The 22022-nt window shown below is 73.6% G+C and carries 17 protein-coding genes, 1 tRNA gene and 1 pseudogene; 11 read left to right on the forward strand and 8 right to left on the reverse strand.

Annotated elements, in window-relative coordinates; all coding sequences use genetic code 11:
* Positions 1-84: 84 nt before the first annotated feature.
* The gene (locus FB00_RS07860; protein WP_052877534.1) at positions 85-1836 is read right to left on the reverse strand and encodes a glycosyl hydrolase family 18 protein; all 1752 of its coding nucleotides are present in this window, start codon (positions 1834-1836) and stop codon (positions 85-87) included.
* 311 nt (positions 1837-2147) lie between these two features.
* Between FB00_RS07860 and FB00_RS07865 the strand changes: the two genes are divergently transcribed.
* Positions 2148-3140, forward strand: a complete 993-nt coding sequence (locus FB00_RS07865; protein WP_082141121.1) for an L-lactate dehydrogenase — start codon at positions 2148-2150, stop codon at positions 3138-3140.
* A 13-nt stretch (positions 3141-3153) separates the two neighbouring features.
* On the opposite strand, the gene FB00_RS07870 is transcribed toward FB00_RS07865, so the two are convergent.
* On the reverse strand, positions 3154-3678 hold the full coding sequence (locus tag FB00_RS07870; RefSeq protein WP_047232325.1) for a DUF1992 domain-containing protein: 525 nt from the start codon (positions 3676-3678) through the stop codon (positions 3154-3156).
* Between the two features lie 71 nt (positions 3679-3749).
* On the opposite strand from FB00_RS07870, the gene FB00_RS07875 reads away from it, so the two are divergent.
* On the forward strand, positions 3750-4352 hold the full coding sequence (locus tag FB00_RS07875) for a TetR/AcrR family transcriptional regulator (RefSeq protein ID WP_047232326.1): 603 nt from the start codon (positions 3750-3752) through the stop codon (positions 4350-4352).
* A 308-nt stretch (positions 4353-4660) separates the two neighbouring features.
* A complete protein-coding gene (locus tag FB00_RS07880) occupies positions 4661-5038 on the forward strand; it encodes a hypothetical protein (RefSeq protein WP_047232327.1) in 378 nt (125 codons plus the stop codon).
* Positions 5039-5634: 596 nt separating this feature from the next.
* On the opposite strand, the gene FB00_RS22680 is transcribed toward FB00_RS07880, so the two are convergent.
* Positions 5635-6060, reverse strand: coding sequence for a hypothetical protein (locus FB00_RS22680; RefSeq protein WP_047232328.1), 426 nt, complete (start codon positions 6058-6060; stop codon positions 5635-5637).
* A 143-nt stretch (positions 6061-6203) separates the two neighbouring features.
* On the opposite strand from FB00_RS22680, the gene FB00_RS22685 reads away from it, so the two are divergent.
* Entirely contained in the window at positions 6204-6503 is a 300-nt protein-coding gene (locus FB00_RS22685) for a tyrosine-type recombinase/integrase (protein ID WP_269429998.1), read from the forward strand.
* 65 nt (positions 6504-6568) lie between these two features.
* On the opposite strand, the gene FB00_RS07895 is transcribed toward FB00_RS22685, so the two are convergent.
* The 3 genes from FB00_RS07895 to FB00_RS07905 all read right to left on the reverse strand — a co-directional run bounded on the left by FB00_RS07895 (position 6569) and on the right by FB00_RS07905 (position 8636).
* Positions 6569-6658, reverse strand: a tRNA-Ser gene (locus FB00_RS07895).
* Between the two features lie 98 nt (positions 6659-6756).
* Entirely contained in the window at positions 6757-7788 is a 1032-nt protein-coding gene (locus FB00_RS07900) for an iron-siderophore ABC transporter substrate-binding protein (protein WP_047232329.1), read from the reverse strand.
* Positions 7789-7796: 8 nt separating this feature from the next.
* The gene (locus FB00_RS07905; protein ID WP_047232330.1) at positions 7797-8636 is read right to left on the reverse strand and encodes a siderophore-interacting protein; all 840 of its coding nucleotides are present in this window, start codon (positions 8634-8636) and stop codon (positions 7797-7799) included.
* A 232-nt stretch (positions 8637-8868) separates the two neighbouring features.
* Between FB00_RS07905 and FB00_RS07910 the strand changes: the two genes are divergently transcribed.
* The 4 genes from FB00_RS07910 to FB00_RS07925 all read left to right on the forward strand — a co-directional run bounded on the left by FB00_RS07910 (position 8869) and on the right by FB00_RS07925 (position 13882).
* Positions 8869-9609, forward strand: a complete 741-nt coding sequence (locus FB00_RS07910; protein ID WP_197088773.1) for a DUF4956 domain-containing protein — start codon at positions 8869-8871, stop codon at positions 9607-9609.
* A complete protein-coding gene (locus FB00_RS07915) occupies positions 9606-10490 on the forward strand; it encodes a polyphosphate polymerase domain-containing protein (protein WP_197088774.1) in 885 nt (294 codons plus the stop codon). The genes FB00_RS07910 and FB00_RS07915 overlap by 4 nt, the downstream gene beginning before the upstream one ends.
* Positions 10490-12532: a carbohydrate-binding domain-containing protein gene (locus FB00_RS07920; protein ID WP_047232331.1), complete on the forward strand. Its 2043-nt coding sequence runs from the start codon at positions 10490-10492 to the stop codon at positions 12530-12532. Before FB00_RS07915 ends, FB00_RS07920 begins: the two co-directional genes overlap by 1 nt.
* 525 nt (positions 12533-13057) lie before the next feature.
* Positions 13058-13882: an NAD-dependent protein deacetylase gene (locus FB00_RS07925; RefSeq protein ID WP_047232387.1), complete on the forward strand. Its 825-nt coding sequence runs from the start codon at positions 13058-13060 to the stop codon at positions 13880-13882.
* A gap of 100 nt (positions 13883-13982) precedes the next feature.
* Here FB00_RS07925 and FB00_RS07930 read toward each other — a convergent pair whose 3' ends face one another.
* Positions 13983-14414, reverse strand: a complete 432-nt coding sequence (locus tag FB00_RS07930) for a nucleoside deaminase (RefSeq protein WP_047232388.1) — start codon at positions 14412-14414, stop codon at positions 13983-13985.
* A gap of 418 nt (positions 14415-14832) precedes the next feature.
* On the opposite strand from FB00_RS07930, the gene upp reads away from it, so the two are divergent.
* The 3 genes from upp (at position 14833) to FB00_RS07945 (ending at position 17352) form a co-directional block, all read left to right on the forward strand.
* Positions 14833-15468 carry a uracil phosphoribosyltransferase gene (upp, locus tag FB00_RS07935; protein WP_047232332.1) on the forward strand — a complete coding sequence of 212 codons (636 nt, stop codon included), beginning with the start codon at positions 14833-14835 and terminating at the stop codon, positions 15466-15468.
* Positions 15469-15795: 327 nt separating this feature from the next.
* Positions 15796-16479 carry a winged helix-turn-helix domain-containing protein gene (locus tag FB00_RS21030; protein WP_052877536.1) on the forward strand — a complete coding sequence of 228 codons (684 nt, stop codon included), beginning with the start codon at positions 15796-15798 and terminating at the stop codon, positions 16477-16479.
* Between the two features lie 150 nt (positions 16480-16629).
* Positions 16630-17352, forward strand: coding sequence for an NAD(P)-binding oxidoreductase (locus tag FB00_RS07945; protein WP_047232333.1), 723 nt, complete (start codon positions 16630-16632; stop codon positions 17350-17352).
* A gap of 40 nt (positions 17353-17392) precedes the next feature.
* Here FB00_RS07945 and FB00_RS22305 read toward each other — a convergent pair.
* A pseudogene (locus tag FB00_RS22305) lies at positions 17393-22022 on the reverse strand (hypothetical protein); the annotation flags it as partial.

A 22022-nucleotide genomic window follows, 5' to 3' on the forward strand; every position in this document is an offset into this window, starting at 1 on the left:
CGGCGGGCCCGGTCTTGAGACCGGGCCCGCCGTCGTCGTGCGGTGGTCGTCAGGGCGATGCGCGCGCCCGGGCGACCCGTCAGATCACGCGCAGAGGCCCACCGGGTCCCACGAGCCCCACGTCACGGACCCGGGCAGCTCACCCTTGGTCCACCACTGGGCCGTGTAGTTCACACCCGCGCGGGACACGGTCTGACCGCCGGTGTAGACGGCCTCGCGCGACCAGGCGGGAGCACAGTCCGCGACCGCGACCTCGGGCGCCGTGCCGCACGGGCCGATCTTCTTCCAGGCGCTGCTCGCGCCGGGCTCCTGGTTGCGGGTCCACCACTGGGCCTTGTACTCCGACCCCTCGTGCGAGACGACCTCGCCACCGGTGTAGACGCCGGTGCCGTACCAGGGCACGGCGCACTCGTCGGCCACGCCCGGGCCGGGGGTCGCCGCGCGGAGCGTCGAGCCCAGCGCGTCACCCAGCTCGTTGCGGTAGTCGCCCGAGAGGTCCCACCACATCGCGCCACCGTAGCCCTGCGTCGCGACGAACTCGGCCTTGGCCGTGACCGACGCCGGGTCGTCGTAGCTCCACCACTGGTCGCCGTTGTACAGCCAGCTCGCGCCGATCTCCGGGTCGAAGAACTTCTTCCCGCCGAACGAGCGCAGCTCGGCGTACGTCTTGGTGCCGACGTACCCGGCGGCGGGCTGCCAGCCCTGCGTGCCGTCCTCGACGCCGTACCAGCCGTGCCCGTAGGCGGCGAGGCCGGCGTTGACCTGTGACGGGTCCGCCCCCGCGTTGACGTACATGCCGAGCGCGCCGTCGAGCCCGAGTCCCCAGTTCTGCGTGCCGTCCGGGTGCAGGTTGCCCTGGTGGCCCGTCTGGTTCGGCACCCAGCCGCCGTGGAAGTCGTAGCCCTGGACGTTGAGGAAGTCCACGACCGCGAACAGGCGCGGGTCGAGCCAGCCGCCCTGGCCGGCGTTCCAGCCACCCGCCGGCGCGAACGCCGTCAGGAGGTAGTCCTCGCCGTTCGCCGCGCCGCGCGCGTCGAGCTCGGTGCGGAACTCCTCCATGAGGAGCAGGAAGTTCTCCTTGTCCTCGGGGCGGGCGTTCGCCGTCTCGCCACCGGTGACCGGCCACTCCCAGTCGATGTCGATGCCGTCGAAGATGCCGGCCGCTGCACCCGGGCCGCCCTTGCCGTCGACGACCGGCAGGTTCCCGTCGATGTACAGGTCGAGGCACGAGTCGACGAGCGCCGTGCGGCCCTCGGCCGTGGACGCCGCCTCGGAGAAGTTGTCGGACCAGGTCCATCCGCCGAGCGAGATGAGGATCTTGGTGTCGGGGCTGACGGCCTTGAGCTTCTTGAGCTGGTTGAAGTTGCCCGCGAGCTTCTGGCCGGGCTTGTCGGCCTTGCCGTCGACGGAGTCCTTGGCCGCGACCTGCGCGACGAAGTCGTTGAGCGGGTCGCCCTCGCCCGGGACGTCGGCGATGTCGCACACGAGGTCGGTGGTGACGTTCCCGAACGCGTAGTTGATGTGCGTGAGGTCCTCGATCGCGCCGGTGCGAAGGAGGTCGACCACGTGGAAGTCGCGGGTCACGCGCGAGTCGGCCATCACGTAGCCGACGCTGCGGAACCCGTTGATGTCCGACGGTCCGGCGACGGACGCCGCCGGCTTGGCCGTGGGCTGCGGCGCCGCCACGGCGGGCGACGCGAAGGTCGCCGCGGTCAGGGCGAGCGCCCCGGCGACGGCGGTGGCGGCGACGACGCGCGAGCGGGCGGTCGGTGCGGGCGAGGTCTTGGCGAGCGAGCGGCCCGAGGAGGCCGCGCTGGGTGTCGATCGATCGTTCATGAAGGCCTCGTTGCTCTTCGGCCCGGGCTGGGGATCCCGGGATTTGTTCGGTCTCCTGCAACGTACCTGGACGAAGGTGTTTACGCCAGGGTCCGAACGAAATTCGCCCGCACGGAGATTCCTGCGCTGGACGGCCCACTCGGGGCCGGTGGACACCCGTCCAGGAGTCGGCGACCCTCTGCCCGGCCAACGGCCGAACACACGCTCCCGCGTCACCGTCCGCCGAGACGTCCTAGCCTGGAAGCGGCCCGTACTTCTCATGCGACGCACGCGACGAGGGAGTGACTGCGGTGAGGCAGGAGCGGAGCGACATCCAGACCGGCGAGACGAGAACCGGGACAGGCGGGATCCAGGCAGGCACGACCGCAAAGGTCGCGGTGGTCGGGGCTGGCTCGGTCGGGGCCACCCTGGCCTACGCCGTCCTGATCCGCGGTGCGGCGCGGGAGGTGGCCCTGTACGACGTCGACACGGCCAAGGTCCGCGCACAGGCCCTCGACCTCGCGCACGGCATCCAGTTCATGCCCATGGCGCGCGTGGAAGGCTCCGACGACGTCGCGGTGTGCGCGGGAGCGGACGTCGTCGTCGTCACCGCGGGAGCCAAGCAGCAGCCCGGCCAGACGCGCATCGACCTCGCAGCCCGGACCGTCGGGCTGGCACGCACGCTCATGCCCCAGCTCGTCGAGGTCGCGCCCCAGGCCGTGTACCTCATGGTCACGAACCCGGTGGACGTCGTCACCTACGCAGCCCTGAAGTACTCCGGGCTGCCGCGCGCGCAGGTGCTCGGATCCGGCGCGGTGCTGGACTCCTCTCGGTTCCGGTACCTCATCGCGGACCACGTCGGCGTGGCCGTGCAGAACGTGCACGCGTACGTCGCCGGCGAGCACGGCGACACCGCCGTGCCGCTGTGGTCGTCCGCGACGATCGGCGGCGTGCCGCTCCTGGAGCTCGACCCGTTCGACGGGCGGGAGCCGCTGACCCAGGAAGTCCGCGACGCCATCGCGCACGACGTCGTCCATTCCGCCTACGACATCATCGCGGGCAAGGGCGCGACCGCCTATGCGATCGGCCTCGCCGCCTCCCGGATCGTCGAGGCGATCACCAACGACGAGCACCGCATCATGCCTGTCTCCTCGCTCGTGAGCGCGTACCGCGGCATCGACGACGTGTGCCTCTCCGTCCCGACCATGGTCAGCCACGACGGCGCCGGGGCCCTGCTGCCGACACCCCTGTCCGACGCGGAGCTCACCGCGCTGCACCGGTCCGCCGACGCGCTGCGAGCCGCGGCAGCCGAGGTCGGGCTTTGAGGGGAACGTGCGGCTAGCGGTGCCGCCCCAGCAAGCGCCGACGGCGACGTCGACCCTCGGCAGGCGCGTCCGCACACGCCCGCGCCTCCGCCTCCGCGGCGCGTGCGGCCCGGCGGCGTGCCCATGCGGCGACCGTCTCGTCGACGTCCCGCGGCATGGTGACCAGGGGCGGGCCCGCGGGCGGCTGGTAGCGGCCGCGCAGCACGCGCCGGTTGAACTCCTCGACCTCGTGCCGCACGTCTTCCTCGACCCAGATCTCGTCGAGGCGCTCGTCGAGCGCGGCGTCTTCTCTGCGTAGCTCGATGGACGGCGGCAGGATCACGAGCCGCTCGCGCTTGACGAGGTTCTTCAGCCACCAGTCGGGGTCGTAGCGGTCCGGCATGGGGAGCGGCTTGCCGCTGCCGGGAAGGTCGTCGAACTCGCCGCGTTCGATCGCTCTGCGGATGTGCATGTCGGCCAGCAGGGCGATCGCCATCTCGTCGTCGATGGCGACCGCGGAGGAATTGAAGAACGCCGGGGGTGGGTGGGGGTCGGTCATCGCTCCTCCGTTCCGTCGTTGACCATACGGCTGTATTGTGTCACGGGTATCGTCAACGAGGGAGGGCCTGAGTGCCGAAGCTGGTGGACCACCAGGAGCGTCGCGCGGCGATCGCGCGTGCGCTGTGGCGCGTCGTCGACCAGCAGGGCTGGACGAAGGCCACCATGCGGACGGTCGCGAGCGAGGCCGGGGTCTCGGTCGGGCACGTGCAGCACTACTTCGCCTCACGCACCGAGCTGTTGACCTTCGCGATGGAGTTTGCAGCCGAGCAGACCGCCGACCGGGTCGCACGGGGGCTGGCCGCGCTCGAGCAGCCTCCGCACCCGCGGGACGTGCTCAGGCTGGTCCTCGTCGAGATGCTCCCCCTGGGTCCCGACGCGCGGGCGTCGAGCCGCATGAGCGCCGCCTATGTCCTCGAGGCGCTGCACGACCCGGCGCTGCACGAGCAGGCGAGCCTCGGGCTACGTGACGGCCGCGCCCTGGTCGCGCAGCTTGTCCGAGCGGCGATCGCCCAGGGCCAGATCGCACCGGACCGCGACCCGGACATCGAGACGGATCTCCTTCTGGCGCTGACCGGGTTCACTCCGTTGCTCGAGCTCGAGGTGATCCAGCCGCAGGCCGCGCTGGCAGCGATCGACCAGCACCTCCACCACCTCTTCGCCGGAGGAGCCTGATCACCGTCCCGCGGTGCCTCAGGAAGTCGCGTCCAGCCCGAGTCGGACCGCGCGCTCAAGCAGCTCGCCTGGACACTTCCTCGCTGCAGCGATGGCTCTCATCCAACCTGCGGATGGAGAGCCTGCATGGAAGCAGAGGCGGATCACATGATGCGGCGACACGGCTGGCGTCCCCGGAGCAGAACCTGCCCGGTGTTCGGCGTCGATTCAGGGGCGAATGAGGATCCTCGCTAGGCACCCTCCCCGAGACGGCGCCTCGCACGACGGCGAATCGGTACCATCACCTCACCTCTACCAAGGAGCCCGCCATGACTCGTCGAGCGCGATGGCTCGTCGCGGCTGCCTCAGCCCTCTCTGCGCTGCTCGCCCTGGCGCTGACCGGCGGCGGGCTCGACGGTGATCTTGCTGGGCTCGCTTGGTACTACGGCTTGATGTTCCCCTGGGCCTCGCTCGGGACGACGCTGGTGATGCTCGCCCTCATCGACCTTCCTGCGACGCACCCGCTCCTCCCCGCTCTCGAGCTCGTCGTCATCCTCCTTGCTGGGGCGACGCAAGGGGCCGTTGTGGCTGGAGTTGCTCTGCTCGGGCGCGCATGGTGCGCCCGGCGACGTTCGCTTCGCGCGGTTCGGGCTGGCAGCGACGCACACGTCGCGCTGATCCGGGTACGACCGTCGGGCATTACCTGAAGCGCACCTACGTTGGACCTGCGGGTCGTCATCGACCAACTGATCTCGGCGGCGGGAGCGACGATCCGGGCGCAAGACAGGTGAGTCTCTGCTGACCTCGAATGACGAAGGGCCCCACGCCCGCGAATTCTCGCGGGTGGGCCCTCCAGGTGGCGGTAGCGGTGAGCTTGGATGGTCGACATTCATGCCCTCGGACGACGCTCCCAGAAACACCCCTGACCTGCACCGTCGCGCGAGCGCTTTTCGTACGGGTTGCGCTCGGGAGCACACGTGCGACGGCCAAAGCGGAGGCATACCGGTGGGCTCGGGCAGCGCACCGCGGTGGGGACACTCGGAGGCGCCGAACCGACAGCGGAGCACAGGAGGCTGGCGGAGGTCCGGGTCAAGGGTGGCCGCAGGCCATCGCGCAGCGACGCCGCAGGCGCCCTTGACGCGGGCCGGAGTCGGCCGGATGCTCGGCTGTCGGTTCGGGGCCGGACGGCCCCTCTTGCGAACCGGACCACGGATTCAGTCCGCGAGCCGGTGCGCGCGGTACTCCGCACGGCGGCATCGAAGGTCACGCAGCCGTCGACACCCCTGCGCACGAAGTGGCGGAGCTAGTCCTCATCGCCCACCCAGTAGATCGCAGCCCCATGCCTGCCGATGACCGCAAGCCCCGCATCGAAGGCAAGACCAGTCGCAGGCGTCCAGCCGAACGGGAACCGGTCGGGAAGATCTGAACTGTTGGTCGCGAAGCGAACGTCGTACCGGCCGAAGGCTCGAACGAACTCGCTAGCAAGCCATTCCGCCCGGTGCTCGGGCATCACCTCGCTCTTGTAAGCCAAGTCGACCCGGAGCAGCCCTGCAAGAAAGTGCTCGGCGCGCCCACGATCTACCGACACCCAGGCCCTACCGAGTGGCGCCAGACCTGCCGCGATCGCTAGCTCGTCGAAGTCTGACGTGGGGCTCGCCAAAGTGGTCAGCCAGACCCGCGCCGCGGCGCGATCGCGCATCATCTGGACCACGTCATCGCGCAGCGTCACGCCGAGAGACTACAGGCGGCGTCCGGACGACCGTCGTGCCGGGTGGCGTGCGCATAGCGAGCGCAGCGAGCGGAGCGCGGGCCCCGCCCGGCACGAAGGTCAGCGCGGCGGAGCCGTGCCTTGACGGCGGGCCGGACGCCCTGGTGTTCCCGTCCACACGGGCGACGCCGCGCTCCCCCAGCCGGGTGCGCGACCAGCTCCGCGAGGCACAGGCCTCTATCGGCACCACGGTCACCCCGCACGACTTCCGCCGGACCGTGGCGACGCAGGTCGCGAACTCGACGACGATCGGCAACGCGACGGCGCTGCTCGGCCACGCTGACGAGGGCACGACCGTCCGGCACTACGTGAAGCGCACTCACGTCGCCCCGGACCTGCGGGTCGTCCTCGACCAGCTCGTCCAGCAAGCCGCGACCGACGACCTGCCGGGCAAAACTGAGTGAAACGGGGGCCCGGGTATGACGAAGGGCCCCACAGCCGCAGGATTCTGCGGGTGGGGCCCTTCGGGTGGCGGTAGCGGTGGGATTTGAACCCACGGTGGACTTTCACCCACACACGCTTTCGAGGCGTGCTCCTTAGGCCGCTCGGACACGCTACCTTCGCCGGGAAACCCGGCCCAGGAAGGATACCTGGTCAGACCCCCGGACACCGAATCGGCCGGTCAGACCGGCCGGTCCGACGCCCGGAGGCCTGTCGTCACGACCCGCCGAGCGCGTCCGCGAACAGCGGCGTGACGTTGTCGATCGCGTAGATCACGGCCGTGGGCGTGCCGAGCGAGAAGGCGTTGGAGAGGTCCTTGTCGTCGAACACGACGTAGCGGCCGTCGGCGACGGACGGCACGGTCTGGAAGATCGGGAGCGCCTCGACGTCGGCGGCGGTGAAGCCGATGGGCTGGATCACCGTGAGGTCCGCGTCGAGCAGGTCGACGTTCTCGGTGCCGAGGTTCGCGGAGAACTCCTCGCCGGCGGCCTCGTCGATCTCGGGCTTGGTCTCGAACCCGAGGCCCTGCATGAACTCGCCGCGGCTGGACGTCGAGACGTAGGCGCCGAAGCCCTCGGCCCAGTACGACCCGATGACGGCGGTCTTGCCCGCGAACTCGGGGTGCTCGTCGCGCGCGGCGGCGAACGCGTCGTCGACCTCGGCGAGCAGCTCGTCGCCCGCCTCGCTGCGCCCGAGGGCCGCGGCGATCATGCCGACCTGGTCCTCCATGGGCGTCAGGTAGGCCTCCCCACCCTCGGGGATGGCGACGGTCGGGGCGATCTCGGACAGCCGCTCGTACCGCTCGGGGTCGCCGGACGACTTCACGTCGAGGATGACGTCGGGGTCGAGCACGGCGATCTGCTCGTACGACGGCTCGAGCGTGCCGATGATCGCGGGCGACTCGTCGTACGCGCCGTCGAGCCAGGGGCCGACGCCGTCGCCGCCGAACGCGAGCCAGTCGCTCGCCCCGACGGGCTGGACGCCGAGCGCGAGCGCCGTCTCGGCGTCGCCCCAGCCGAGGGCGACGACGCGCTCCGGCTCCTCGGGGATCTCGACGTCCCCGAACGCGGTGGGGATGGTGACGGGGAACGCCTCGGCGCTCTCGGCGTCCGACGGCGACGGGTCGCCCTGGTCGGCGTCGCCGCCCGAGTCGGTGCCAGAGCAGGCGGCGGTGAGTGCGAGCGTCGCGACGGCGACCGCGCCCACGAGGGTGCGGCGGGTGCGGACGGTGCGTGCGGTGCGGTGCATGGGACTCCTCAGTCCTCGAAGATCTGGCCGACGGGCTCGCGCTTCTCCGCCTGGAAGCGGTCCTCGGCGCGGCCGTAGGCCCAGTAGCCGGAGAGCGACAGGTCGGCGCGGGGGACGCCGCGCTCCGCGAACACGCGGCGCAGGGCCTTCATGGCCTCGCGCTCGCCGTGCGCGAAGACGTGCACGCGACCCTCGCGCCACGCGAGGTCGGCGACGGCGTCGGGCAGAAGCGTCGTCGTCCCGGCGGGCGCGTCGCCGCGCAGCACCCAGGTGACCTCGACGCCGGCGGGCGCCTCGAGCGGGAGGCGGTCCGCCTCGGTGCCGACCTCCAGCACGGCGTGCCCGACGGCGTCGCGCGGCATGGCCTCGAGCGCGGCGGCGATCGCGGGGAGCGCGGAGTCGTCGCCCGCGAGCAGGTGCCAGTCGGCGGCCGGGTCGGGCGCGTACCCGCCCCCGGGGCCGGAGAGGACGATGCGCTCGCCCGGCTTGGCGCGTGCGGCCCACGGCCCGGCCAGGCCCTCGTCGCCGTGCACGACGAAGTCGATCGCGAGCCGCTGCGCCGCCTCGTCGACCCACCGCACGGTGTACGTGCGGGTGACCGGCAGGTCCTCGGGCGTGAGCGTCTCGCGCAGCGCCGCGAGGTCGTAGGGCGGCTCGAGCCCGAGCTCGGGCTTGGCGAAGATGATCTTGACGTACTTGTCGCTGTGCTCGTTCGTGGTGAACGCGGCGAACCCGTCGCCTCCTGCCACGACCCGCACGAGGTGCGGGGAGAGCCACGCGGTCTCGAGGACCTCGAGGACCGTCTGGGGGCGGGCGCGCCGCGGGGCGGGCGCGGTGGTGGTCGACATGACAACCTCTCGTCGGTGACTTAGGTGAGGCTAACATCACCGCCTGGGCGCGCGGCGGTGACTCCCGTCACGGCCCACCCGCCCCGGGGAACCAGGTGAACACGGGCCGACGACCGACTGAACGCGACTCATACACGCACCCTGTGCCCTCCACAGCGACCGCACAGACTCCCCCGGCGGAATGGGAACGTCCTCGACCACGGCGCCCAGCGCCCCGGCACCCGGAGGCCTCGTGTCCCAGCCCGTCCTGTACCTCGTCGACCTCGTCGCGGTCACCGTCCTCGCGTTCGGCCTCTACTTCCCCCGGCACCGCCGGCGCGACCTCGTGGTCGCGTACCTCGGCGTGAACGTGGGGGTGCTCGCGGTCGCGGCGACGCTCGCGACGAGCAGCGTCGGCGCCGGGCTGGGCCTCGGGCTCTTCGGCGTCCTGTCGATCATCCGGCTCCGCTCGACCGAGCTGTCGCAGACGGAGGTCGCCTACTACTTCGCCGCCCTCGCGCTCGGCCTCCTCGGCGGCCTCGGCGCCACGACCGGCTGGCTGTCCCTCGCGGGCATGGCGCTCGTCGTCGGGGTGATGGCCGTCGTCGACCACCCACGCCTCCTGCGCCGGGCGCAGAGCCAGAGCGTCGTCGTCGACCGCGCCCTCACCGACCGCGCCGAGCTCACCCGCTACCTGGAGGAGCTCCTCGGCGCCGAGGTCCGCGGGGTGAGCGTCCAGCGCCTCGACCTCGTCAACGACACCACCTGGGTGGACGTCCGCTACACCGAGCCCCGCGCCCGCCGTCGTGCGACGCCGAGACCCGCCCCGGCCGCCACTCTCGGGCCCGCCTCAGCCGACGTCTCGGTGCCCGCCGCACCCCTCCCCGTGCCCGACGCCGCGCTCCCGGCCCCGCGCGAGGCCGCACCCTCCGCGCCCCTCACCCAGGCGACCGCACAAGCTGCCCTTCCCGAGCGGACCGGGGTGCGCGCATGAGCCCCCGGACCGTGACGGCCGACGACCGCGTCCGCGCCGTCCTCTACCCGCTCGACGGCATCGGCCTGGACGAGCTCGTGGACGCTGCCGCGCTGCTCACCCGGGTCGACCGCAAGTACGTCCTGCCGGTCGACGACGCGGTGACGGTGCTCGACGCTCTCACCCGCACGACCGCCGCCCGCGTCCTCGAGATCGACGGCGCGCGCAGCTCGGCGTACGAGTCGGTGTACTTCGACACCCCCGACCTCGCGTCGTTCCGCCTCACGGCGACGCGCCGCCGTCGGCGGTTCAAGGTCCGCACGCGCACCTACCTGGACTCGGGCACGAGCTTCCTCGAGGTCAAGACCCGCGCCGCGCGCGGCACGACGCTCAAGCAGCGCGTCGCGCACGACGAGTGCCCGACGGCGCTCGGCGCGGGCCGCACGTTCGTCGGCCGGACCCTCGCGGCCGAGGGCATCGACGGCGTCCCGGAGCACGCGCTCGCCCCGGGCCTCGTGTCGCGGTACCGCCGCACGACGCTCCTGCTCCCCCGGGCCGACGGCGCAGCGCGCGTCACCGTCGACACCGGCCTCGCGTGGCAGCTCGAGCAGCCGGGCGCGCACGCGCCGCTCACCTGGTCCGTCCCGCACCTGGTGGTCGTCGAGACCAAGGGCGGCTCGACGCCGTCGGACCTCGACCGCCTGCTGTGGCGGCACGGCCACCGGCCCGAGCGGATCTCCAAGTACGGCACCGGCCTGGCGCTCCTGCGCCCCGACCTGCCCGACGGCCCGTGGCGGCGCGTGATCCGCCGCCACTTCTCCCCCTCCCCCGGCGCGGCTGCGCCCGTCGGGACCCCGACCCCTCCCGCCCGCACTCCCGGGCACGACGACAGGAGCCTCTGATGCGCATCCGCCGACCCCTGACCACTCTCACCGCCGCCGCGGCGGCCGCCGTCCTCGCGAGCTGCTCCGTGCTGGGCAGCAGCGCGACCACCGACACCGCCTCGACCGACACGAACGCGGCGACCACCGCGAGCGTCGTCTCCGACGCCGTCGCCGGGCTGACCCCGGACGAGGCCCGCGCGGACAACGCCGAGGTGACGGTGGACGACGCCGACCTCGCGTACGACGAGTCCTCCGCGGTGACCGTCGCGCTCGACGGCGACACCGCGACGGCGGACGGCGACGGCGTGACCGTCGACGGATCGACCGTCACGATCACGGCCCCCGGCACGTACGTGCTGAGCGGCACGCTGGAGGGGCAGGTCGTCGTGGACACCGCGGAGGACGGGCTGGTCCAGCTCGTCCTCGACGGCGCGGACATCACCTCGACGACGAACGCCGCCGTGAACGTGCAGGACGCGGAGAAGGTCGCCGTGGTCCTCGCCGACGGCTCCACCAACAGCCTCACCGACGCCGAGACGTACTCCGCCCAGGACGCCGACGGCGAGCCCGACGGCGCGCTGTTCTCGACGGCCGACCTCGTGATCGGCGGCTCCGGAGCGCTCAGCGTGACGTCGCACGCGAACGACGGCATCGTCTCGAAGGACGGCCTCGTCGTCGCGGGCGGCGACGTCACGGTCGACGCGGGCGACGACGGGATCCGCGGCAAGGACTACCTCGTCGTCACGGGCGGCACCCTCGACGTCACCGCCGCGAAGGACGGGCTGAAGTCCACCGAGGACGGCGACGAGACCCTCGGGTTCGTCGACGTGCGCGGCGGGACGGTCACCGTCGCGTCGGGCGACGACGGTGTGCAGGCCGTCACCGACGTGATCGTCTCCGGCGGGGCGCTGTCCGTGACCGCCGCGGGCGGTGCCGGCGCGACCGTCACCGAGGACGCCTCCGCGAAGGGCCTCAAGGGCGACGTCGGCGTCGTGGTCGGCGACGACGCGACCGTCACCGTGGATGCCGCCGACGACGCGCTGCACTCCGACGGCGCCGTCTCCGTCTCGGGCGGGACCGTCGAGCTGTCGTCCGGCGACGACGGCGTGCACGCGGACGGCAACGTCACCGTCTCGGGCGGCGACCTCACCGTCACGACGTCCGTCGAGGGCATCGAAGGCGCGGCCATCACCATCTCCGGCGGCGACCTCGACGTCACGGCGACCGACGACGGCCTCAACGCGACCGTGGGATCGACGACCGAGGAGGCGGCGACCGGCACCGACGGCACGGCGAGTGGTGACGGCTCGACGGGCGGCGACGCCGCGGCCGGCTCGGTGCCCGACGGGACCGCGCCCGGTGCGTCCGCGGACGGCACGATGCCCGAGCCTCCGGACGGCGCCGCGGCCGGCGGCACCCCGCCGGAGATGCCGGCCGACGGCCAGATGCCGGAGCCCCCGCAGGGCGGCGAGCTCCCTGACGGCACGGAGATGCCCCAGGGCGGCCCCGGCGGCGGCATGGGCGGCGGCATGGACACCGACGACGGCTCGACGCTGACGATCTCCGGCGGCACCCTCGCCGTCGACGCCGGCGGCGACGGCATCGACTCGAACGGCTCGCTCACCGTCACGGGCGGCGAGATCGTCGTCCAGGGACCGACGAACGACGGCAACGGCGCGCTGGACGTCAACGGCACGTTCACGATCAGCGGCGGGTCTCTCCTCGCGGCGGGCAGCGCGGGCATGGTCGTCGTGCCGTCGACCGACTCGGAGCAGGGCTGGCTCGCGGCGGACGTGTCCGCGAGCGCCGGCGACACCGTCACCGTCACGGCCGCCGACGGCACCGTCCTCACGGAGTACGCGGTCACCAAGGACACCGCGAACGTCGTCTTCTCCTCGGGCGACGTGACGACCGGCGAGACCTACACGGTGACCACCCCCGCGGGCACGGTGACCGCCGTCGCGGGCGAGTGGACCGGCAGCGGCATGGGCGGCCGCCCCGCTGGCGGCCGGGGCACTCAGGGCGGCACCACGACCGAGGACAGCACCACCGAGTCCTGACGCGTCCAGACCCGAACGCCCTGCCCGGCGGCCACCACAGGCTGTCGGGCAGAGCCATCCCCGCCGAGAGAGAACCCTGGTCGCGCGCTCGACGCGGACAAGACACACCACGAGCGGTCACCCGGGTGAGGGCGGACCAGGGTGAGACGACGTCGGGAGGGGTGGGTGGTGGTGCCGCGTCGTGGCGGGCCTGGCGGGAGCCGCGAGGAACGAGCGGCGGATGGTAGACGCGGCACCACCACCCACCCCGACCACCCAGGCCAACCACACGCCGTCGAGCACAAGAACCACGGCTCTACCTCGCACAACCGCGGCTCTACCTCGCGCCGTCGTACCGTGGGAGACGTGCCCACCGACCCGACCGCGCCGTACCCGAGCGACTCCACCGAACCCTCGACCGCGTCCCCCGCGCACGTGGCCACGTCCTCCGCGGACCTGCCGCCGTCGGCCGTCCCGACCCTGACCTCGCGACTCGCGTGGCGTCCGAGCCAGCCGCCGCCGTCGGGCACGGAGCCGGCGCCGCCGCTGGGGACGGCGGAGGACGCCGTGCAGCTCCTGCGCGGGCTGCGGGTCACGGCGCTGACGGGCGCGGGCCTGTCCACGGACTCGGGCATCCCGGACTACCGCGGCCCGGACTCGCCGCCGCGCAACCCGATGACGTACCAGCAGTTCGTGCAGGACGAGGCGTTCCGCCGCCACTACTGGGCGCGCAACCACGTGGGCTGGCAGCACGTGCACCGCACGCAGCCGAACGCGGGCCACCGCGCGCTGGCGCGGCTGGAGGACGCCGGGGTGCTCGTGGGGCTGATCACGCAGAACGTGGACCTGCTGCACGAGGACGCGGGCAGCCGGAACGTCATCGACCTGCACGGCCGGTACGACCGCGTGATCTGTCTGCAGTGCGGGCGCGTCATCTCGCGCGAGCACCTCGCGGACCGGCTGACGGCGCTGAACCCGGGGTTTATCGAGAGCATCGGCGACGTCGCGGACGTCGAGATCGCCCCGGACGCGGACGCCGTGATCGAGCAGACGTCGCACTTCCGCCCGGCACCGTGCGAGTTCTGCGGCGGGGTGCTGAAGCCGGAGATCGTGTACTTCGGCGAGAACGTGCCGCGCGAGCGGGTCGACCGGGCGTACGCGATGGTCGACGAGGGCGACGCGCTGCTCGTGGCGGGCTCGTCGCTGACGGTGATGAGCGGGCTGCGGTTCGTGCGGCACGCGGCGAAGGCCGGCAAGCCGGTCGTCATCGTCAACCGCGGCTGGACGCGCGGCGACCCGCTCGCGACGCTCAAGGTCGACGCCGGCACCACCGAGACCCTGACGACGCTCGCCGCGGCCCTCCCCCGCTGACACCGAGCACGACACGAGCCCGCGTCGAGCACGACCTGGGAGTCGCTATCCGCTGGATAACGACCCTCATGTCGTGCTCGGCGGGGTGCGGGGGTGACCGTCAGCGCTGGGCGGCGAAGAAAGCGCGCAGGAGGTGGGCGCACTCGTCCTCGCGGACGCCGCCGACCACCTCGACGGCGTGGTTGGCGCGCTGGTCGCGCACGAGGTCCCACACCGAGCCGGTCGCGCCGGCCTTGGGGTCCCACGCGCCGAGCACGAGCCGCTCGACGCGCGCGAGGACGAGCGCCCCGGCGCACATGGCGCACGGCTCGAGCGTGACGACGAGCGTGCAGCCCTCGAGCCGCCACTCCCCCAGCGTCGCGGCGGCCTGGCGCAGGGCGAGCACCTCGGCGTGCGCGGTCGGGTCGCCGGTCTCCTCGCGCCGGTTGCGCCCCACGCCCAGCAGGCGTCCGTCCGGCCCGACGACGAGCGCACCCACCGGCACGTCGTCGCTCGCGAGCGCGTGGGTCGCCTCGTGCAGCGCGAGGCCCATGAGCGCGTCCCAGACCTGGCGGCGTGCCGCGACCGTGTCCGGCGGGAACGTCCCGTCCGCCCACGGCAGGTCGAGCCCCCGCGGCTCCGGGGCGGCGCCGGCCGCCATCGCGCCCGGCGCAGCCCTCCCGGTGCCCGACGCGGGTCGCCCGGTGCCGGACGCAGGCCCCACGGTGCCCGACGCCGGCCCCCCGCCCGGGTGGGCGGGGTCGCCGGGGTGAGCGACGTCGTCGGGCACGGGACCTCCGAGGTGTCAGCGGCACGTCGCGCCATACCGCGACGAGGTGCTGACCGCTCGGTGGTGCGGGGAGCTGTCAGCGCCTCACCAGGCTATAGACCGGTGTGGCGCTGACAACTCGCGGACGGCGGCGGGTTACCGGGCGGTACGGGAGGGCCTGCGGTCGGATACCGTTGTCGCCATGCGCCTGCACGTCGCCGACCACCCGCTCGTGGCCCACAAGCTGACCGTCCTGCGGAACAAGGAGACGGCGTCCCCGACGTTCCGGCTCCTCGTCGACGAGCTGGTCACGCTGCTCGCCTACGAGGCCACGCGCGACGTGCGGGTCGAGCCGCACGAGATCGAGACGCCGGTGACGACGACGGTCGGCGTGCGCCTCGCGGAGCCCCGCCCGCTCGTCGTCCCCATCCTGCGCGCGGGCCTGGGGATGCTCGAGGGCATGACGCGCCTGCTGCCGACGGCGGAGGTCGGGTTCCTGGGGATGCAGCGCGACGAGGAGACGCTCGAGGCCGTCACGTACGCGAACCGCCTCCCCGACGACCTCACGGGTCGGCACGTGTTCCTCCTGGACCCGATGCTCGCCACGGGCGGCACGCTCGTCGCCGCGATCGACTACGTGTTCGCGCGCGGGGCGCGCGACGTCACGGCGGTCTGCCTGCTCGCGGCCCCCGAGGGCATCCAGGTGCTGGAGAACGCGGTCGGCGACCGCGTGGACGTCCAGCTCGTGGTCGCCGCGGTCGACGAGCGTCTCAACGAGAAGGCGTACATCGTCCCCGGCCTCGGTGACGCCGGGGACCGCCTCTACGGCGTCGTCTGACCCCTCCTCCCTGCGCGGACACGCTCGACCGACCCCGGGCGCGCCGCCCGTCGTCCGAACCCGAGCCCGGAACGCGAGACTCCGGAAGTCCGCATGCTGAGAAGTTCCCGCGCTCCCCTTGGCGTACTGCGCGGTGCGCTGCCATGCTCGCTCCCGTGAGCACCTCGACCCGTCCCGCCAGCGCGCCGTCCGGCGCGCTCCCGGGCGCGGTCATGTGCGTCTGTTGTCAGGCCTGAACCCTCTCCCGCACCTCGGTTCAGCCCTCGACCCCTGCCGACCCGCCGGTTCCCCGGCGACGCCGTCGGCCCGACGCACCCGGAGCCACCCATGACGCTCACCGCTACCCGCCCCGCCCGCCGCACCTCGACGCGCGCCGCCGCACCCCGAGCCCTCGCACCGCAGCGCCCCGCCGCGCCGCACGCCACGGTCGCGCCGGCCCGCCCGGCCGCGCCGGACGCCGCCCCCCGCCGGAACCCCGGCTTCGTGCTCTACGTCGGCGTGGACGCCGCGCCGGGCGAGCAGCCGCAGGCGCAGCTCGTCGAGCTCGCCGAGGCCCTGGGCGAGCTCGCCCGCGACTGGCTGCCGAGCGCCGAGACGTACACGGCCCTCGCCCTCGCCGAGCCCACGACCGCGACGTCGTCGCCCGTGCAGGACATCGCGGCGTTCCGCGAGCGGCTCGCGACGCTGTCGCCCGTGCCGCGCGTCGTCATCGACCCCGCGGGCCGTACCGTCACGGTCGAGGGCCGGTCCGCGCGTCTGACGTTCCGGGAGCTCGAGCTCCTCTCCTACCTCGCCCGCACGGCGCACCGCGTCGTGACCCGGGCCGAGCTGCTCGAGACCGTGTGGGCCGACCACGAGGTCGCCGCGGGCAGCCGCACCATCGACGTCCACGTGCGCCGCCTGCGCGAGAAACTCGGGCTGGAGCACGTCATCACCACGGTCCGCGGGCTCGGCTACCGGTTCGACCCGCAGACCCCCGTCGTCCTCGGCGGCACGGGGGACGCCGCCTGAGGACCAGCGCTGCCGGGCCGCGGTCGACGTGGGGGTACGTGGGGGACCGCGCGCCCGGCAGCGCAACCCCGCCTGTCGTCACGCCGGCCGGGCGACCGAGGTGACGACGCTCGCCGGGCGCGGACGCCCGCACGGCGATACGTTCGGCCCATGCGCACAGTCATCGCGGGAGGTCACGGCCAGGTCGGCCGTCGCCTGGCCCGGACCCTGGTCGAGCGGGGAGACGACGTCGTCGCCTTCGTGCGGTCCGCCGCGCAGATCACGGACCTCACCGAGCTCGGCGCGCACGTCGCGCTCATCGACCTCGAGAAGGACGACGCCGTCGCGGTGTCGTTCGAGCTGGAGGGCGTCGACGCCGTCGTGTTCGCGGCCGGCGCCGGACCCGGGAGCGGAGCACCGCGCAAGGACACGGTCGACCGGGCGGGCGCGGCGCTGCTCGCCGACGCCGCGGAGCGCGCGGGCGTCGGGCGCTACGTCCTCCTCTCCTCCCGCGGCGTCGAGGCGGCGCGCGCCGACGAGCGGCCCGACGACGTCGACGACGTGTTCTGGGCCTACCTGCGCGCCAAGGCCGCGGCCGAGGACGACCTGCGCGCGCGGGAAGACCTCGCCTGGACGATCGTGCGCCCGGGCCACCTCACCGACGACCCCGGCGTCGGCCTCGTCGCGCTCGCACCCGTCGGGGACGGCGACAAGCCGCGCGGCAAGCGACGCAAGCCCGGGGCCGCCGTGGGCGAGAGGTCAGACGTGACGCGCGACGACGTCGCGCTCGTCCTCGCCGCCGTCCTCCACGAACCGCGGTCGGCCGGCCTCGTGCTCGACCTCGTGGGCGGCGACCGCCCCGTGGACGACGCCCTGGCGGACGTGCTGCCGTAGCCCCGCTCGTCCGCCCCTCACCCCGGCAGACGGCGGGGCGTCAGCCCTCGCCGCAGCGCGACCCGCGCTGCCAGAACAACCCGAGCGGATCGCGGTCCGGCCGCACGAGGACGCTGCCGTTGCGCGCCGTGTAGTTCCAGCCGCTGTAGGAGACCTCGGCGTCGTGGTCGTACCAGACGCCTGCCTCCCACTCGGCGTAGCACGCGGGCGCCGCGGTGAAGTCGTCGACCCTGAGCTGTTCGGTCGACCTGCCCGCGTGGACGACGTAGGTCGCCCCGGACCAGGGCGCCTCGCCCAGGCTCTCGGTCCGTCGCTCGCCGGCCGCGACGGTCCACTCGCCCTTGGCCTGGCCTGTGACGCGGAACGTCACCGGGACGTTCGAGCCGGAGTTGTCGAGCAGGACCGACACCGCGCGGTACGAGTGGCCGCGGGCCGCGTCGTAGTACGGGTCGCCGAGGACGAGGCTCGCCGTCGGCGCCTCGACCGTGCAGTCGACCGCGTCGAAGTGCTCCGACAGCGTCTCGGTGAACGACACCCCGAGCACCGTGCGCGACAGCTCGAGCTCGACCTTCCCGGCCTTGACGGCGAGCGCACCCACCGCGACGTCTCCTCGCACGCTCGCTCCAGGGGCGACGTCGCCCAGGTCGCGGTCGCCGAACGGCGTGCGCGCGACGACGTGCATCGCCTCGGCCGAGTCGTTGCGCAGACCGACGGTGAGCACGACCCCACCCGTCCCGGCGGAGCACTGCGCGGACACGGTCGGGACGGCCGACCAGTCCGGCTCGTAACGGTCGCCCTGGTACCTCTCCGTGAGGCGTGCGTCCGTGAAGGCCGTGCCGAGCACGGTGCGCGACTGGCGGAACGTGACGGAGCCGGGATCCACGTCCAGCGCGCGCGTGTCCACGGTGAACGTCGCGGTGGCACCGGGCGCGACCTGCTGCGCGGGCCCCGAGTCCCCGTAGCCCGCGGCCGACATGACCACGTCGATCGTCTCGGGCGAGTCGTTGGTCAGCGTGCCGACGAGCTTGACCGAGCCGTCCTGCCAGCGCGCGTCGACCGTCGCGGACCGGGCCCACTCGGGGCTGTACGCGAGGGCGCGGTACCGGGCCTCGACCGTCTCCCCGCCCGGGCCCGACGGCGCCGCGCGCTCGACCGAGAACGTCGCCGTCCCGGCGGGGACGGACAGCGCCTGTGCGTCCACGGTGAAGGTCGCCTCGGCACCCGGCGCGACCTCGACCGGGGCGGCGTCACCGTGCGGCGTCGACATCCCGACACGGAGCGTCGTCGCGGCGTACGGGTTGCGGAACGTGCCGGTCACCACGGACGTGCCGACGCCGGTCCCAGGGGCCACCACCCAGGACGTCTCCGCGTCGGCCGCGTGCGCGACCTTCTTCCAGTCGAAGCAGTCGACGGCCGCGACATCATGGCTCGCGAGCGGCGCGCCGTCGGCGAGCACCGCGAGCCGCAGGGGCTCCCGGCCCACGCCTCCAGGCACGTCGACGGTCACGGCCGCGCTGCCGTCGACGGTCCGGGTCAGGTCCTTCCGCCCCTCGACCGAGAAGACGACCGGGACGGTCGAGCGCGTGTTGTCGTAGCGCAGCGAGACCGTCGCGGAGGACAGCTCGGTCTTCGGGTCGAGCACGCACTTCCCGACGACCGGCGAGCCCACGGCGGGCGCGTGCCGGGCCGCGTCGTACGAGGCGGTCACGGGGTGCGACCGCCCGGACCCGTCGAGCCGCGTCGCGTGGAAGACGACCTCGCCGGCCGCGACGTCGCTCGAGCCCGCGTCGAGCGAGACCGTCACCGTCTCGCCCGGAGCGACGTCCACGGCCTTCGTCACGCCGAGCTCGTCGCCGTCCATGGTCACGCGCAGCGCCGTGGTCGCGTGGCCGTTGCGGAGCTCGCCCTGCACGACGACCGACCGGGTCTCCGCGGACCAGCGCGCCGTCGCGCTGCCCGAGACGTTCCACTCGAAGCAGTCGACACCGGCGACGTCGTGCCGGGCGATGGTCAAGCCGTCGGCGCGGACCTCGAACGCCGCACCCGTCGCGCCCACGCCTCCGGGCACGACGACGTCGCGCACCTCGCCGGCCTCCAGCGTCGCGGTGAGATCGTCGCGACCGGCGACCGAGAGCTCCACCGGCACCGTGGACGCCGAGTTGTCGTAGTGCACCGTCACCGGCGCCGACGACGTGTCCGTCTCGGCGTCGAACACGCACTCCCCGACGGACGGCGCACGCGACGCGGACGGCGCGTGGCGCGCCGCGTCGTAGGACGCGCGGACCTCGTGCTGCTCCGTGCCCGGGGCGTCGACGCGAGAGGTACGGAACGTGACCGAACCTGCCGCGACGTCACGCGAACCGGTGTCGAGCGCGAACGACGCCTCCGCACCGGGCGCGACCTTCACGGCGTCGGTGGAGCCGTGGCGACCGGCGTCCAGGACGACGCTCATCAGGGTCACGGCGTGCGTGTTGCGGAACGTCCCCTCGACGACGAAGGACCCGGACTCCGCGGACCAGCGCGTCGTGGCGCTGCCCGTCACCGACCACCGGAAGCAGTCGACGGCGCGGACCGTACGAGGACCGATCTCCCGGCCGTCGGACCGGACCGCGTACGTGGCCGCCTGCGCGCCGGCGCGGGGCAGCTCGACCTCCGCCGTCCCTCCCGCCGGGACCGTCTTCGAGAGCCCAGGGCGCCCGTCGACCGAGAAGACCACCGGCAGGGTCGACGCCGAGTTGTCGTAGACCAGCGACGCCGCGGCCCCCGACGTGTCCGTCTCCGGGTCGAACCGGCACTGGCCGAGCGACGGCCCCGGGACGTCGGGCGCGATCCGCTGCGCCTCGAGGAGGACGGGCAGCAGGCTCTGGTAGCCCTTGCCGTCGCCGTCGTCGTCCTGGTGCCAGCGGTACTGGCGCAGGACCGCGTTCCCCCGCACCGTATGGGTCAGCCCGGTGTCGAGGACGAGGTCGCCCGTCGCGCGGTCGGCCAGGGGCGTGATCGCCGCCGAGTCCGCGACCCCGGACCAGGTGCCGTTGTCGGGCGCGAGCAGGCGCACGTCGAGCTTCTCGCCCGTGCCGTTCACGACGCTCGCCGTCCAGCGGACCGTGCCGCCGTCGTTGTCCGCCGCGACGTGCACGTCGGCAGCGGTCAGCCACGGCGGCGGCGTCCAGCAGTCGAGCGCGTCGAACGGGCCCGCGTCGAGGCGGTGCTCGAACCTCTCGCCCGCGACGTTCGTCGAGAGCACGACGGCGGCACGCCCGGCGGGGTAGCGCACGCCGTCGTCGACCTGGATCTTCGCGACCTGCCCGGCACCGACGGTCCTCGTCGCGCTCGACCCCGCCGCCTCGACCGTCACGTCGAGGTCGTCGTACGCCGTGGTGTTGGTGTACGTCGCGACGAGAGACGCGACGTCGCCCTTCTCGGTCGCGGTGCACTGCGGCACGACGCCGCGGGGCTCCCCGTCGTCCCCGCGCAGACCGTCGGCGGCGCCTCCCCAGTAGTCGTCCACGGCCGGGTCGACGGACGCGGTGCCCGAGCGGGCGCCACCCGCCGTCGCCTGAACCTGGAGGTCGGGAAGGTCGTCCGGGACGGTCTCGAGGTCCGCGAGGAGAAGCACCGGGACGTCGACCGTCGCGTGCGGGGCGAGCGTCGTGCCCGACGGCGAGGCGCACGTCACGGCCCCGTCGCCTCCCTCGCAGCTCCATCCCCTCGGGCCGCCGCCGACGAGGCTCAGTCCGTCCGGGAGGTCGACGGTCACGCGCGGTTCCACGGCAGGCTCGTCGCCGCTGTTGCGCAGGGAGAGTCGCAGCGTCGCGTCCCCAGGGTTGTCGAACGCGAGCGTGGGATCGGCGGTGACCCGCAGCTCTGCGCCCCAGTACGAGACCTTCGTCGGCGGGAACGACCGGCGTGACGGCTCGACGCCCTTGGCGCGCAGCGACGCGGCGAAGGCGTACTCACCGCCCGAGTCGGCACGCACCTGCACCGAGAGGTCCTGGGTCGCCCGCGGCGCGAGGACGCCCACCGAGCACGTGACCAGGCTCGTCCCGTCCGACTGCGGCACCGCGCTGCCGCACGGGAGGGAGGCTGTCGACAGGGGGCCGCCGACGACGGTGCCGCGCGCGACGAGCGACGAGCCGGGGGTCGAGACACCGGCCGGGAGGGTGAGGTCGACGAAGACCTCCTCCGCCGCTCGCCCGCCGGAGTTCGACGCGGTGATGACGAGATCCGCCGGGACCCGTGCCGCGAGCGAGACCGGGGCGAGCGACAGCTCGAGCGCCGCGGGCGCGGGCTCGGGTGTTCCCGGGTCCGTCGGCCCGGGCGTCCCGGTCCCCGGGTCGGTGGGCGTCGGTGTGCCGGCGCCGGGGTCGGTGGACCCACCCGGGGTCGTCGTGCCCGGCGTCGAGCCGACCGGCGTCGTGCCGTCGGTGGGCGACCCGCCGCCGGTCCCGGTCGTGTCACCGGTCCCGGCAGTGCTGCTGTCGGTAGGTGCGGGCGGGATGTTCGTCGGCGACGTCGGGTCTGCGCTCGGGTCGGTCGGCGCGCTGGTCGCCTCCGAGGTCGGGGAGGGCGTCGGTGACCCGCTCGGCGAGGGCGAGGACTGCGAGGTGGGCGTAGGTCCCGGGTCAGGCGAGAACGCCCCGAGCGCGCCGGCGACCCCGAGTCCCGCGACC

Source organism: Cellulosimicrobium funkei (assembly GCF_001019615.1).
Lineage (GTDB): Bacteria > Actinomycetota > Actinomycetes > Actinomycetales > Cellulomonadaceae > Cellulosimicrobium > Cellulosimicrobium cellulans_E.

Coding starts and splice junctions, on each gene's coding strand:
- FB00_RS21030 (WP_052877536.1), top strand. CDS start 15,796: ATGACGCTCACCGCTACCCGCCCCGCCCGCCGCACCTCGACGCGCGCC.
- FB00_RS07920 (WP_047232331.1), top strand. CDS start 10,490: ATGCGCATCCGCCGACCCCTGACCACTCTCACCGCCGCCGCGGCGGCC.
- FB00_RS07860 (WP_052877534.1), bottom strand. CDS start 1,836: ATGAACGATCGATCGACACCCAGCGCGGCCTCCTCGGGCCGCTCGCTC.
- upp (WP_047232332.1), top strand. CDS start 14,833: ATGCGCCTGCACGTCGCCGACCACCCGCTCGTGGCCCACAAGCTGACC.
- FB00_RS07915 (WP_197088774.1), top strand. CDS start 9,606: ATGAGCCCCCGGACCGTGACGGCCGACGACCGCGTCCGCGCCGTCCTC.
- FB00_RS07880 (WP_047232327.1), top strand. CDS start 4,661: ATGACTCGTCGAGCGCGATGGCTCGTCGCGGCTGCCTCAGCCCTCTCT.
- FB00_RS07945 (WP_047232333.1), top strand. CDS start 16,630: ATGCGCACAGTCATCGCGGGAGGTCACGGCCAGGTCGGCCGTCGCCTG.
- FB00_RS07900 (WP_047232329.1), bottom strand. CDS start 7,788: ATGCACCGCACCGCACGCACCGTCCGCACCCGCCGCACCCTCGTGGGC.
- FB00_RS07905 (WP_047232330.1), bottom strand. CDS start 8,636: ATGTCGACCACCACCGCGCCCGCCCCGCGGCGCGCCCGCCCCCAGACG.
- FB00_RS07930 (WP_047232388.1), bottom strand. CDS start 14,414: ATGGGCCTCGCGCTGCACGAGGCGACCCACGCGCTCGCGAGCGACGAC.
- FB00_RS07870 (WP_047232325.1), bottom strand. CDS start 3,678: ATGACCGACCCCCACCCACCCCCGGCGTTCTTCAATTCCTCCGCGGTC.